The sequence below is a fragment of the Peloplasma aerotolerans genome, from assembly GCF_030012175.1.
GTDB classification, from domain to species: Bacteria; Bacillota_I; Bacilli_A; order Acholeplasmatales; family Acholeplasmataceae; genus Peloplasma; species Peloplasma aerotolerans.
The window spans coordinates 1-14,978 of record NZ_JASCXW010000036.1 but is presented as its reverse complement, the minus strand read 5'-3'; the positions used below and the strand labels follow the sequence as shown (position 1 = coordinate 14,978).

Here is a 14,978-nt window from a genome sequence, read left to right as displayed (position 1 = left end):
GAGCACCTATATGGTGTTTTTTTTATAAAATGCTATTGAATTCTTAAGTTTAAGTTAATTAACTAAGAAAATGTATTCATTATAAGTTATAATGAAAGCAATAAACATATTGCAAGGAGGTCTTGAAGCATGTCAATAAAAGAAACTAAAAACAAGTCCATTCATGGTATTAGTAATGCTTTTCAAGAGCTTGTCTTAAAAATAGCAACCGAGTGTATAAATCTACCTTCCAATCAATTTATGAGTAAAATGCAAGATGCTTTCCGTTTAGTTAGCGGATTTTTAAATATCGATCGTATTCACCTTTTTGAGTTCATCGATAAAGATGGAAAAATGGATTGTACATTTGAGTGGTGTAATCATCAAATTAAACCTCAAATTGAGAATTTAAGAGATGAATCAATTTATCAAACATTGATTGCTGAACATCAAAATAAAAAGCCACTAGTCATTCATGATGTATCATCACTTGATCATCACCACAAAATGTTTTCAATTTTAAATCATCAAAGTATTCTAGCTTTTATTTCATATCCCTTAATCGTTGATAAGCAAATACAAGGATATCTTGCTTTTTCAGACATTAAGAGTCATAGACAATGGTTGGCTGATGAACAAAAACTCATAAAAATGGTATCTGAGATTTTAGCAAACCTCATCTATAAAAGACGATTGGTAACTGAAATAAAAGAAATTAATAAACAAGCTATTTCAGCAACAGAAACTAAAAATCAATTTTTAGCCAATATGAGCCATGAGATTAAAACACCATTAAGCGGTATCTATAATGCTTTTTATTTGCTAGAAACGACCTCGCTTACCGCTGAACAAAAAGAATACTTAGAAATCGGACAAGGTTCAATAGATGCTCTTTCTAGTATTGTTGATGATGTCTTAAATTTAACAAGAATAGAATCTGGTGATATTGAAATCTATGAAGATCCATTTAATATGGAAGATGAACTCATCAGAATCATTAGAATGCAAAAAGGATTTGCAGAAGAAAAAGCAATTCAATTAATGTTTGATTATGATTATCAAATTGATTTTGATTGTATAGGAGACTATCGTAAGCTCAATCAGGTAGTTGTACATCTTATTAATAATGCAATCAAATATACTGAAAAAGGTAGTGTAACACTCAAGGTTAGCCTTTTAGAGACGATAAAAAATAAAGTGATGGTTAAAATCGATATTATTGATACCGGTATAGGCGTTAATCAGGTTCAAATCAGTAGATTATTCGATGCATTTTATCAAATTGATGGCTCAGAATCAAGAAAACAACAAGGTGTTGGTCTAGGATTGCCTATATCTAATCAACTCATTCAAAGAATCGATGGCAAATTAGATATCCAAAGTGAACCTCAACAAGGTAGTGTCTTTAGTATTACCATACCTTTAGTTAAAGGGAAAAAACATGATTATTCGACTACCGTAGGAAAACTTGCATTATATACAGTAGATAACCTAATGGATTCAACAACCTATCACATTCTTGAATCTATGGGTATTAAATCTTTAACTTTTGATACGATTAAAGATGAGAAATGCGATTTTATTGTTGTTGATCGACCAGTTAAAAATTATGACGTTATCCAAAATTTAATAAATCAATATGGGAGACCAGATACGCTATCTGTTTCATTTTCTGTTCCACAAAACAAGCGATTAAAAAAAATCGATTGTTTCTTTGAGTTCCCTGTATCTAGAACTGCTATCCATCAAAAATTAACAATCCAACTCAATAAAGATACTAAAGTAGAAGAAACAATAGAATATAACACCATCTTAAATGGATATGCTTTAATTGTTGATGACAATCGATTGAATCGAATCGCTTTAGAAAGCATATTAAATAAACAAGGTGTTCGTACAAAAACTGCTGATTCAGGTCCTAAAGCAATTGAAATCATGAAAAAAGAAGATTTCGATATCGTCTTAATGGATATCCAAATGCCGGAAATGGATGGTATAGAAACAATAAGACGTATTAGAAATCTAGGGAAGAAATATCAAGATATTCCGATGATTGCGATTACCGCAAATGCATTCTTTAAAGACTATGATTTAATGAAGACAACCAGAATCAACGATGTTATCTTTAAGCCTATTAGAATGGATCATTTGAATCAAGTCCTTAGAAAATATATACGTAAAGGAACCTCGATTCACATTCCTGATGAATTGAATATTTTTGATGAAAAAGACTTTATACAAAGATTTGAAGGTAGTGATGATATTGCAGTTGAAGTCATTGAAACATTCATTGAGACATATAAGAGTGATCTGCAAAATATTAAAACTTCCGTTTTAAAAGGTTTATCTGAAGAGATTATACATACATGCCATTACTTTAAAGGCTCTTGTGCTTACTTAAGCGGGAAACGAAGTGTATGGATGTTAAATTATATGATGGATGCTGCTAAAAATCATAAACTAGAATTTTTACACTTATGTTTTGATATGTTAGAATCCGAAGTAAATGAAATGGTTAAAGTGATTAAAAAGTATAAAATATAAATGGGTGAAAACTATGAAAAAGAAAATAAGTAAAGAAGAGTTAAAGAAAAAATTAACACCAATTCAATATCATGTAACTCAAGAAAATGGAACCGAAAGACCATTCGAAAATGAGTTTTGGAATCAAGATCAAGAAGGTCTTTATGTTGATATAGTATCAGGTGAGCCACTATTTACAAGTTTAGACAAGTTTCATAGTAGCTGTGGTTGGCCAAGTTTTGCTAAACCAGTCCAAGAAGTCGTAACAAAACTAGACAGAAGTCATGGTATGTATAGAACAGAAGTAAGAAGTAAAGATGCTGATAGTCATTTAGGACATTTATTTACCGATGGCCCAAAAGACTTAGGTGGGCTTAGATATTGTATCAATTCAGCTTCGCTTAGGTTTATCCCGCTAAAGGACTTAGAAAAAGAAGGCTATAAAGACTATATAAAACTATTTAAAGACAAGGACCATTCATGAATGATTATGATGTTATTCCAGATTTAAAATATTTAAAACCGTTGAGATTCAAAAAATACTCAAATCTAAGACGTTTTTTTGCTAACTTGGTCATTACTTTTACTATGGCCTTTCTACGTCCCAAAAAAGGTTTGAAAATGAAATACTATAAAATTAGAGGATATAAACATAACAAAATTAAGGTCATTGTTTTTAGACATGAGAAACAAGACAAAAAAGCGCCAGGTTTGTTATATATACATGGTGGTGGATTTCAAATGGCAGGAACACCTGTCCATATTCGCATGTTAATGAATATTATTTTGCAAACTGGACAAACTGCTGTTTACGTTAAATATAGATTATTACCGAACAATCCTTTTCCAGCAGCCCTTTTTGATGCATATCATGCATTAGAGTGGATGAAAGCACACGCTGATTTCTTAAGAATTGATTCGAAAGACTTATCTGTTATGGGAGATAGTGCAGGTGGGAATCTAGCAATAGGTGTTTCGCTATTAGCTAGAGATAAAGATGGACCTAAAGTTAGTAAAGTTGCCTTATTATATCCAGTCATCGATGTAAAACAAGAAACAAAATCGATTATAAAATATACAGATACTCCAATGTGGAACTCTATTTTAAACAAATCAATGTGGGATTTATATCTTAAAAACGGAGATAATGGGATGCTAGAATATGCATCGCCATCACTTGCTAATCTAAAGAGGTTTCCAAAAACATATATTGAGACAGCTGAGTATGATTGTTTGCGTGACGAAGGTATTCAATTTGCAGAACAACTCAAGAAAGCAGGAGTTAAGGTTGAAGAACATCATACTAAGAAAACAGTACATGGATATGATGCAATGTTTTTAAGTAAATTTGTTAAAGAAATGATCAAAAAAAGAATTAAATTTTTAAAGGGTGATTTAAATGAAGAAAATTGATATCAACCAATGGGATAGAAAAGAGACATATTTATTTTATAAAGATGTTGATGTACCAAGATACATCATGTCATTTGATTTAGATGTTACCTCTTTTTATCAACATGTGAAGCAAAATAAGTACTCGTTTTATTTAGCATTTATATATGAAGTCATGCAGTGTATAAATCAAGTTGAGAACTTTAGATATCGGTTTGTTAATCATGAACCGTATTTATTTGAAAAAACCCATCCATCATTTACTGACCTTATCGAGAAAACAGAAAACTTTAAAATCGTTTCTGTAGATTTAGAAGACAAAATAGAACTTTTCATTCAAAAAGCTAAAGAGACCTCTATCAAGCAAGGGAATCAATTCATCGATTTAGAAAAAGAAGCAAGACATGATCTTGTTTATATTACAACATTTCCATGGGCAAAATACACGCAAGTCTCACATGCGCATAATCTAGATCGATATGATGCAGTACCTCGGTTAGTATGGGGTAAATTTGAGGAGGTCAATGGTAAATTATTAATGCCATTTTCAATAGAAGTGCATCACGCATTTGTTGACGGACTTCATATTGGAAAACTCATTCAAAATCTACAAAGTCAAATCAACAAATAGAAGGTCGCATCCTTCTATTTTTTTATGCGATGATAGACTATGTAATTAAAAAATACAATTTTCCCATAATTGCAAACCAAAAAAACAGTAAATGATGTCACTTTACTTGTCAATAAAGAGCAAAAACAAATTTTTAAAAATTATATGATTTATCATATAAATTAAAAAGGTTATATGTTATAATATTTTATGTAAGCGCTTTTAAAAATTGAAGGGAGATTAACATGAGCGAATTTAAACATTTTGAGTACATGGAGAAACACAGATACGAGCAAGTCGTATATTTTTATGACAAAACGACAGGATTGAAGGGTATAACATGCATCCATAATACAACGTTAGGGCCAGCCCTTGGTGGTACTAGACTTTGGAATTATGATACCGAAGAAGAAGCTGTTGTTGACTGCTTAAGACTAGCAAGAGGTATGACCTATAAGGCTGCTGCAGCAGGTCTTAATTTAGGTGGAGGGAAAACGGTTCTTATTGGTGATCCAGACACAGTGAAGAGTGAAGGCTATTTTAGAGCATTAGGACGCTATGTTCAAAGCTTAAATGGTCGCTATATTACGGCAGAAGATGTAAATACAAGTACTAAAGATATGGACTTTGTAAGCATGGAAACAGATCATGTTGTTGGACTTGAAGGTAAATCAGGAAATCCATCACCAATGACTGCACTCGGTGCATTCCATGGTATTAGAGCAGCATTGCAATTCAAATTTGGAGATGAAACGATTTCTAAATATACATTTGCAGTTCAAGGCGCAGGACAAACAGGCTATTACTTAATTAAAAAACTGATTGAAATGAAAGCTAAAAAAATCTATTTTTCTGAAATTAATAAAAAGCATATCGCAAGACTTCAAAAAGAGCACCCAGATGTTGAATTCATCGAACCTAAAGATTTCTTTAAAGCGAATGTTGATGTATTAGTGCCTTGTGCATTAGGTGGCGTTTTCAATAGCGACACAATCCCACAAATTAAAGCTAAAATTATTGCAGGTACAGCTAATAACGTTTTATTAGATGATGATATTGATGGAAATCTTATTAAAGAAAAAGGTATCTTATACGCTCCTGATTTCGTGATTAACGCTGGCGGTTTAATTAACGTTTACCATGAGATCAAAGGTTATAATATTGGCCGTGCAACTAGAGATATTGAAAAAATTTATGATCGATTATTAGAAATATTCAAGATTGCTGAAAGAGAAAACATTCATACTCAACTAGCAGCTAAAGTGTTTGCTAAGAAGAGAATTGAAACAATCAATAATTTACAAGACAATTATATTGTTAGATAAGGAGTGATGACGTGAAAAAAGGAATACTAACTTTCGATAATGAGTCGTGCAAAGGCTGCGATTTATGTGCTAGCTTTTGCCCCGTTGATATTTTATATTTAGATAAAGATAGAATGAATTCAAACGGATATCACCTCATATCGGTAACTGATATGGATCAATGTATTGCATGTGCAAATTGTGCAATTGTATGCCCAGACTCAGTAATCAAAGTGGAGGTACGAGACAGTGAGTAAAGTCTTAATGAAAGGTAACCAAGCTATTGCAAAAGCAGCAGTATTAGCAGGTTGTGATGCATTCTTTGGATATCCTATTACCCCACAAAATGAAATTCCAGAGTATTTATCGAAATATTTACATGATGAAGGCAGAATATTTGTTCAAGCAGAATCTGAAGTCGCTGCAATCAATATGGTTTATGGTGCTGCTGGAGCTGGAGCAAGAGTGATGACTTCATCATCATCAGTAGGCATCGCTTTGAAACAAGAAGGCATTAGCTATTTAGCTGGTGCAGAGTTACCTTGTGTCATCGTTTCTGTCATGCGTGGTGGTCCAGGTTTAGGTGGTATTCAACCATCGCAAGCAGATTACTATCAAGCAACTCGTGGTGGAGGAAATGGTGATTATCATGTCATTGTCTTCGCCCCTGAAACAATTCAAGAAACTGTAGATTTAATGAAACAGTCTTTTGATATTGCAGATACTTACCGTAACCCTGTTATGATATTAGCAGATGGTTTAATTGGTCAAATGATGGAATCTGTTGACATGGATAAACCTGTTAAAAAGCGCCATATAGAGCCAAAAACCTATGCATCAATTGGATCAGATTATCATGAAGGTAGAAACATAATTACCAGTGTTGCATTAGATCCAGTCTTATTAGAAAAACACAATATTTCTCTTCAAGCTAAGTATAAAGAAGTGATTAAACATGAAACAGCATATGAAATGGTTAACATGGAAAATGCAGATTATGTTATCGTTGCTTATGGTACATCAGCTAGAATTTCAAGATCTGCGATTGAAGCTTTAGAAGAAAAAGGTATTAAAGTTGGACTCATTCGTCCTATTTCGCTATGGCCATATCCTAAAAAAGCATTTGATTTGATTCCAAAAACCTGCAAAGGACTTCTTGTCGTAGAAATGAGCATGGGACAAATGCTTGATGACGTTTTAATTTCAAATAAAGGACGTCATAAAGTTGCATTCTATGGTCGTTGTGGTGGTGTAGTTCCTGAGCCAGAAGAAATCGTGGATGCAATTCTCAATTTTGATGATAAGGTGGTGGAAGCATGATTCGATACGAAAGATCAAAAGGATTAACTGAAGTAACAACACATTATTGTCCTGGTTGTACACACGGTATTCTACACAAATTGGTTGCTGAGGTCTTAGAAGAACTTGGCGTCATCGGGCAATCAGTAGGTGTTGCATCTGTTGGATGTTCAGTGTTTAGTTATGATTATATCAAAACCGATTTCCAACAAGCACCACATGGTAGAGCTTGTGCAACAGCAACAGGTATTAAACGATTTTTACCTGATCGTGTTGTGTTTACTTATCAAGGCGATGGTGATTTAGGATCGATTGGTATTGCAGAATCCATTCATGCAGCAAACCGCGGTGAAAACATTACGGTTATCCTTGCGAACAATGCAATCTATGGCATGACAGGTGGACAAATGGCACCAACGACACTGATTGGTCAAACTTCAACAACTTCTCAAGATGGTAGAAACATTTTGGAACACGGATCACCTTTAAAAATTTCTGAAATATTTGGTCAAATTGAAGGTGCAGCATATGTTGAACGTGTATCATTGCATGATATTGGCAATATTAGAAAAGCTAAAAAAGCTATTAAAAAAGCATTTACTTATCAAATAGAAAAGAAAGGTTTTACAATGATTGAAGTCTTATCAACTTGTCCAGTTAACTGGGGAGTCAAGCCAAGAGAAGCACTTGATTGGGTTAAAGATAGTATGATTCCAGTTTTCCCACTAGGCATTTTTAAGGATGTGGCGAAAAATGATTAGAACAATTCGTATTTCAGGATTTGGTGGGCAAGGTGTTATGCTCACGGGACAATTATTAGCGCATGCAGCAAATGAACAAGGATTATACAGTTTATGGGTTCCAACGTATGGACCTGAAACTAGAGGTGGTACTGCAAATTGTTCAATTACAATAAGTGATAAACCTATCTATTCACCTGTTTTTCAAAAGTCTGATGATTTATTAATTTTCAATGAACCTTCATTAGCTAAATTTGGAGAGAAGATTAAATCAGGGGGTAATATTTTTTACAACTCATCATTAATCAAGAAAAAAGTAAATCATGATGATCGTAATGTTTATCCTGTACCCATGAGTGAACTTGCTCAATCTTTAGATAAACCACAGGTAGCTAACATGGTGATGTTGGGTGCATATTTAAACAAAGTTGGTATTTTTAAAGAAGAGGTAATTATTGAATCATTAAAATACTTCCTAGGACCTAAAAAAGCAAACATGCTTGAGATTAATCAAAAAGCAATTGCAATCGGTTTTGAATCGGTAAATTAAAGCATTTATAATCAAAAGCAATTTGGGTTTTCCAAGTTGCTTTTTTTGTTTTGTGTCTACTATAAAACTCACATCGTCTGATATATAAGACAATGTTTACTTTTTTCTTATTTTCTATGAAAAACGATTGACTATACCTATGATTTAAAGTATATTGACTTTGAAAGCGATTACTTTCACATCTATAAGGAGATACAAAGATGAACAAAAAAACACTATTCATGATTATCATTACGATGATTACATTTGGTTTAATTGCATGTCAAAATCAAACAAGTGATCCTCATATTGAAGATATATTAAATACGGTTGCAGATCAAATATCTATACCACAAGAAACAACCGAAAATATAAATTTACCCCAAACAATTACAAAAGAAGCATTTGAGATTTCTATCGTATGGGGTTCTAGTCAAGAAGTTTATTTATCAAATACAGGTGTTGTCATGAGGCCTACTTTTGAAATAGGCAATCAAAATATTGTGTTAACAGCTACACTTACTTATCAAGATGTATCTATTGTAAGAACTTATAACATTATTGTTGTTTCCTTATCTTCAGAAGTTGGTATATATTATACTGTTTCTTTCAATCCAAATGGTGGAACAACAGTTTCACCGATAAATGTTGAAGAAGACAAACTATTAACTGAACCATCAACTCCATCAAAAGAAGGATATACTTTTGAAGGATGGTTTAAAGATATAGAATTAACTCAAGCATGGAATTTTACAACTGATTTTGTTATAGAAAATATGACTTTATATGCAAAATGGGAAGAAGAAACATCCACCATAACTTATACAGTAATATTCAATACAAATGGTGGAACAACTATAGAACCAGTTATGCTAGAGTCAAATGAGACCGTATCAGAACCTCATGAACCAACAAAAGAAGGTTATGAGTTTGCTGGTTGGTTTACCAACCAACAATTAACTGAATTGTTTGATTTTGACTCACCAATTATTACTAACCTAACGATTTATGCAAAGTGGACTGAAATTATAGTCATACCTGAAGGAACTGCAATTAGCACTCCTGAGGAATTCAATCATACAGTAACAACCCACGCAAGTGGTGGTGTCTTTTACTTAGCAAACGATATCGATTTTACAGGATTTACTTGGACATATACAAGCTTTAATTTCAAAGGAACCATCAATGGTAATGGTAAAACCATTTCAAATTTATCAATTCATGGTGGTGACCGTAGTGGTATTTTTACAAGAATTAAAGAATCTACAGTTTATAATCTAACATTGGATCAAGTTCATGTTGTATCAACAGGACGTGCTGGTATACTAATCGGAGAAGTTGATGGAACAGATGTTTTAGTTCATAACATAAGCATCATCAATTCATCAGTTACAGGAAATAGTTCAAATGGTGTTGGTGGTCTTATTGGGTATACGAAAAATGGCTTTAATGTGTCAACACATGACATTATATTAGAAGATGTCACAGTCACCAATCAAAATAAAGCTTCTGGATTAATCATTGGTAGAACCAATAATGGATCTACATTAGGGAACATGACAATTAGCAACATATATATCACAAACTCTTATGTAACAGCTACTGAATCAGTAGGTGGTATTTATGGAGATGTCACCGGATCAATCAATTTATCCATAGATAAAATCGTTATGGAAATTCATTTAGACAGCAGTAAAAATCTAGGTGGAGTTATTGGTCTTAATCTTTCAACAAATAATATTTCTATTCAAGATATTTTGATGACGGGTTCATTAACAGCATCCAATAATAATATTGGACATATTGCAAGTGGAAATGTTATTACAACAGCAAACAGAATCTATGCAGTTCAGTTTGATATCACTGGTGATGTCAATCAACAAGCAATAGCAGAAAACAACATCATCAGTTCACTTGAAACACTTAATTCTGAATGGTGGCATGATCATTTATCTAACATTGCATCAGATGAATCGTGGTATTTTCAAGACAATCTTTACCGCTTAACAGGACTATCTTATATCCCTGTCAACAGTTTTGTTGTGACACTAGAGTTACAACATGGTTTATCTAGTATTCAAACTTATGTTAAAGAAAATACAATGTTATCCAAACCTATAGATCCAACCTATCCGGGGTATGAGTTCATAGGATGGTATACAAATATAGAGTTAACGACTTTATACAACTTCGATGATTTAGTTCATGAAAACATGACTTTGTATGCGAAGTGGGCAGCTCTTCCTACTTATACGGTTATGCTGAATCATATCGCTTATTTAATTGCAGAAGGTGATTTAGTTGAACAACCACAAGATCCATATCAATTAGGAAAAATATTCGTAGGTTGGTTTGATGGTGATCAAATATTTGATTTTACAACACCAATAACTAAAAATTATACGATTGAAGCTCATTTTATTGATGCTGAACAATTTACCATCTCATTTGATAGTTTAGGTGGTAGTGCGATATCAGCCATATCACTTTATGAAAATGAAAAGATTACAAGCTTACCAAAACCAACATTAGAAGAACATCGTTTCGTGAATTGGTACTTAGACTTAGATTTAACCATCATATTTAACCAAACATACTTAGAAGAAAATATCACACTATATGCGAAATATGCAGAACTAGGCGAAATCATATTTGAAGAATCTTTCGAGTATCCTTTAAATACTGATTTAGGTACAACGCCATGGAATGTTTCAAAACCTGGAACTGCAGTAATCATTGAGAATAATGTTTTAAAACTAACAGAAACTTCGAGTGAAGCTATCTACGATCAAAATCTAGCAACACTCGCAGATGGACGTTATGTGCTAGTCTTTGATTTTATGCAACCAACAGGAGGAGCATCTTTCACAATCGAATTAACAAATGGAACGCAGCGAATCTTTACGGTTGGAGCAAATCGAACCAATCGATTTACATTCCGTAATGCTGATGGAACAGAACAAGCACTGAATGCATCAATCCTTAGTGTTACTCCAAATCAATATCATCAAGCAATCGTTATCTTTGACACGGAGCATCATTACTATAAGTATTTTATTAAATTAGAAGATCAACTTTATGAAATAACACCTTCAGGTGGCGTTTCCTTTATGAGTAATATGGAAATCACTCATATTAGAATTCGCATTGTTGGTGGAACCGTAAGTACGAATCCACATACTTATTTGGATTCAATTTTAATCGAATCTAGTAGCGAAACAACCCATGGTAAATCAGTTTATGACCCTGAAGAAGCTATCGATTATGAAGTTTTAATTCAACAGATTTATGATGAATTAACGATACCTTTTAGTGACGATATTCGTTCAAATATCACACTGCCTACAAATATCCAAAATGTTAATATAAGCTGGATATCAAGCAATCCAAGTGTTGTTTCACACACTGGCATCGTTACACGCAACGAGACAGATGACATTCATGTAAGCCTAGAAGCAACCTTATCTAAAGATGGCTATACGTTAACCAAAGACTTTGAAGTTATCATCAAGTCTTTACAAGCTCAAACTGAATTTGATGATTCAGCATATGCATTATCAGGATTTGCTCTGGGTCATGTTTCTATTCCAGATTTAAAAGAAGGTGATTCAGGATATTATGTTGTTACTAATGAACTTGAGTTTATGAACGCAATTAATGCAGAAAATACAAGTACAACAACAGCAGCAAGAATTATTGAAATTAGAAATGATTTAAACTTGGGTTACCATGAAGTTGTTAGTCAATATGGTGTTCTTAAAAATTTAGATCAACATAATGTTCCTAAAATGCATCCTATTCTTAAGCAAACCGGAGTGAGTATGGTAAGAATACAAGAGCGAGACGGTAATACTTCAAAATATCATGAAGGTCTGGTAATCTTTTCGGAATCAGGACATACGATCAAGCATGCATCTTTTAACATCAAACGTGCTAATAACATCGTGATTAGAAACTTAAAGTTTGATGAGTTATGGGAATGGGATGAAGCAACAAAAGGTGATTATGATTCTAATGATTGGGACTATTTCACATTAGAGCAAATCAATGGCATCTGGTTTGACCATGTAGAACTTGGAAAAGCTTATGATGGATTAATCGATTTTAAAGCAGGTAGTACAACAATTCAAACCGTTATCAACGCAACCTTCTCATATATGAAACTAGTATTTGAACCTAATGATTTTATACTTGCACAATTTCAATACCTAGAAAACAATCGTACAAGTTACAATTACTACAATCAAATGAGAAATGCAGGCATGACGATGGAAGAAATCATGGCAGTTAATAGTTTTCAAAAGAAAGGTTTCTTATTAGGCGGTAGTGAAGGACGTGTAGGTAACATTTTTACCCTAACGATTTATAACAGCTACATTAAAAATTTACAAGATAGATTTCCAAGAGTAAGAGGTGGCGATGTTCATTTATTCAATAACGTCTATGATGCAACTGAAGTTTATGAAATGAGAAACTTCGTTAGAGACACATGGCCAACACTTTTCGCGAAACCTGAATATAATAGACAGTTAACAAATCAAGCGCTTGTAACAACCGAAAATGGGGCAATCCTGATGGAAAACTCGATTATTAAAGGTGTATCACAAGTGATTAAGTCAAATCAAGTGAGTAGAGATCATCCTGAGATGACCGGAAAGTATCGTGTCATCGATAGTTACTATGAATTAGGTGATTATACATTCTACGGTTCATCAGAAGATATAGATACACCATTTATTCGTTCAAATTCTGAACCTATATTGCCTTTTTCATGGACAACAATTTCTAGTCTACCTTATTCGAATTACGATTTGGTTGCAGTTAATGTTTTAGAAGAATATTTAAATCATGCAATTTTAGGTGCAACTGACATTCCATTTAATTGGTTATCACTAGAAGGACAACCTACTACATAACACAAAAAAATCTTAATCAAGGCATTATCGAATCCATCGATGATGCCTTTTCTTAATTGAAAAAGCATATATCAAAGAAAAAAAGCAAACAATGGATGAGTCTATAGCTTGAATATGCTATAATGATGATAATAAAACTATAAAGCATGATAAAGGAGCTATATATGAAAGAACTCAAGCTGAATTATAAGAGTACACTTTTTATTGGATTTGGTTTTTTTTCAATTTTAATGTTATGGCAGATTTATAATACCTACGCACCTATATTCTTAGGTAAATTACTAAGTGATGGTGGAGACATTGATCCAGCAACAGCACCACTCGTTGGGTTCATTATGGCATTAGATAATTTCTTCGCATTATTTATGTTACCAATCTTTGGGATTTTATCTGATAGAACCAAAACAAAATACGGTAGACGTATGCCATATATTATTGTTGGGATGTTTGTATCAGCAATCATATTCCCTTTAATCGCAGTTGCATATATATTAAACAGTCTTGCAGGTGTCATTATTATGATGTTGCTGGTATTAATCGTTATGAATATATACCGTAATCCTGCTGTATCATTAATGCCTGATGTCACACCAAAACCACTCAGATCTAAAGCAAATGGGATTATTAACCTTATTGGTTATGTAGGTGCGATTATTGGCGGTGCACTTGTCATTGTCTTTGGTCAATCTGTAGATGATCCACTACTTAGTGTTATGCCTTTCTTAGTTGTTAGTGGTGTTATGTTGGTTGCGATGATTGTTTTATTTATAAAGATTAAAGAAAACAAATTAGTTCAAGACACCAAAGAAGATATGGAAATTGGTGAACAACATAGTACAACCTTAGGAGAAGTTAAAGAAAATGTTCCATTAAGCAAACAAGATAAATCAAACATGATTTTTATCTTAATAGCAGTATTCTTATGGTTTGCAGCATTTAACTCGATTGAAACATTTATTAGTTCTTATACAGAAACTGTTTTAGGAAGATTAGATATTGCAGGAACCATAACAATCATTATGGTCTTATCTTCGATGATTACATTTATTCCAGCAGGTTTTTTAGCAGGTTATATTGGACGTAAGTTCTCAGTCATTGGTGGTTTAGTATTGATGGGTTCAGGCTTGTTTGTAGCAATGCTATTCCAAGAACCCAATGCACCATTTTTCTTATCCATTTCAGTCATTGGGATAGGATGGGCATTTATTAATGTCAACTCATATCCAATGATGGTAGAAATGTCTCATAAAAATAATGTTGGAAGATACACTGGTTACTATTATACAAGTTCAATGTTAGCTCAATCTTTTACACCTATTGTTGTAGGAGCATTCATTAGTTATATTGGAAGTTATACCGTATTATTTCCATATGCACTTGTTTTAGTTTTAGGAGCATTTATCGTATTTTTCTTTGTTAAAGAGAAAAAGGATGTGCCGAAAGAAATTAAAAAAGGTCTTGATGCATTCGATATAGATTAAATCAAATAAAGAGTTCAAAAACCGTCTAGATAGGCGGTTTTTTATTTTACTATCATAAATAAAAAAATTGATAAACCTATTTAAGTTTATACAAAACAACTAGAAGATTTAATTGATGATGTAAATGACTTTTATCTTACCAAAGTACATGATAAAATTCAGGCAAGAGGTGACTAACTATTAAAAGTCAAGCACCTAATGTAGC

General features: G+C 32.9%; 11 protein-coding genes. All 11 read left to right on the top strand.

Annotated elements, in window-relative coordinates; translation table 11 throughout:
- Nucleotides 1-129 precede the first annotated feature (129 nt).
- Nucleotides 130-2,523 (top strand): ATP-binding protein, encoded by a 2,394-nt coding sequence (locus QJ521_RS08430; protein WP_282840027.1) that lies wholly within the window; start codon nt 130-132, stop codon nt 2,521-2,523.
- A 13-nt stretch (nt 2,524-2,536) separates the two neighbouring features.
- Complete coding sequence (msrB, locus tag QJ521_RS08425) at nt 2,537-2,986, top strand: peptide-methionine (R)-S-oxide reductase MsrB (RefSeq protein WP_282840026.1); 450 nt, start codon at nt 2,537-2,539, stop codon at nt 2,984-2,986.
- A complete protein-coding gene (locus tag QJ521_RS08420) occupies nt 2,983-3,915 on the top strand; it encodes an alpha/beta hydrolase (protein ID WP_282840025.1) in 933 nt (310 codons plus the stop codon). Before msrB ends, QJ521_RS08420 begins: the two co-directional genes overlap by 4 nt.
- The gene (locus QJ521_RS08415) at nt 3,902-4,525 is read left to right on the top strand and encodes a CatA-like O-acetyltransferase (protein WP_282840024.1); all 624 of its coding nucleotides are present in this window, start codon (nt 3,902-3,904) and stop codon (nt 4,523-4,525) included. Before QJ521_RS08420 ends, QJ521_RS08415 begins: the two co-directional genes overlap by 14 nt.
- A gap of 224 nt (nt 4,526-4,749) precedes the next feature.
- The gene (locus tag QJ521_RS08410; RefSeq protein ID WP_282840022.1) at nt 4,750-5,829 is read left to right on the top strand and encodes a Glu/Leu/Phe/Val family dehydrogenase; all 1,080 of its coding nucleotides are present in this window, start codon (nt 4,750-4,752) and stop codon (nt 5,827-5,829) included.
- A gap of 11 nt (nt 5,830-5,840) precedes the next feature.
- Nucleotides 5,841-6,065, top strand: coding sequence for a 4Fe-4S binding protein (locus QJ521_RS09685; protein WP_347568093.1), 225 nt, complete (start codon nt 5,841-5,843; stop codon nt 6,063-6,065).
- Nucleotides 6,058-7,128: a 3-methyl-2-oxobutanoate dehydrogenase subunit VorB gene (locus QJ521_RS08405; RefSeq protein ID WP_282840021.1), complete on the top strand. Its 1,071-nt coding sequence runs from the start codon at nt 6,058-6,060 to the stop codon at nt 7,126-7,128. The genes QJ521_RS09685 and QJ521_RS08405 overlap by 8 nt, the downstream gene beginning before the upstream one ends.
- Nucleotides 7,125-7,868 carry a thiamine pyrophosphate-dependent enzyme gene (locus tag QJ521_RS08400; RefSeq protein WP_282840020.1) on the top strand — a complete coding sequence of 248 codons (744 nt, stop codon included), beginning with the start codon at nt 7,125-7,127 and terminating at the stop codon, nt 7,866-7,868. Before QJ521_RS08405 ends, QJ521_RS08400 begins: the two co-directional genes overlap by 4 nt.
- Nucleotides 7,861-8,397, top strand: a complete 537-nt coding sequence (locus tag QJ521_RS08395; RefSeq protein ID WP_282840019.1) for a 2-oxoacid:ferredoxin oxidoreductase subunit gamma family protein — start codon at nt 7,861-7,863, stop codon at nt 8,395-8,397. Before QJ521_RS08400 ends, QJ521_RS08395 begins: the two co-directional genes overlap by 8 nt.
- Before the next feature lie 200 nt (nt 8,398-8,597).
- Nucleotides 8,598-13,292 carry an InlB B-repeat-containing protein gene (locus QJ521_RS08390; RefSeq protein WP_282840018.1) on the top strand — a complete coding sequence of 1,565 codons (4,695 nt, stop codon included), beginning with the start codon at nt 8,598-8,600 and terminating at the stop codon, nt 13,290-13,292.
- A gap of 164 nt (nt 13,293-13,456) precedes the next feature.
- Nucleotides 13,457-14,773, top strand: a complete 1,317-nt coding sequence (locus QJ521_RS08385) for an MFS transporter (protein WP_282840017.1) — start codon at nt 13,457-13,459, stop codon at nt 14,771-14,773.
- The last annotated feature ends 205 nt before the right edge of the window (nt 14,774-14,978 follow it).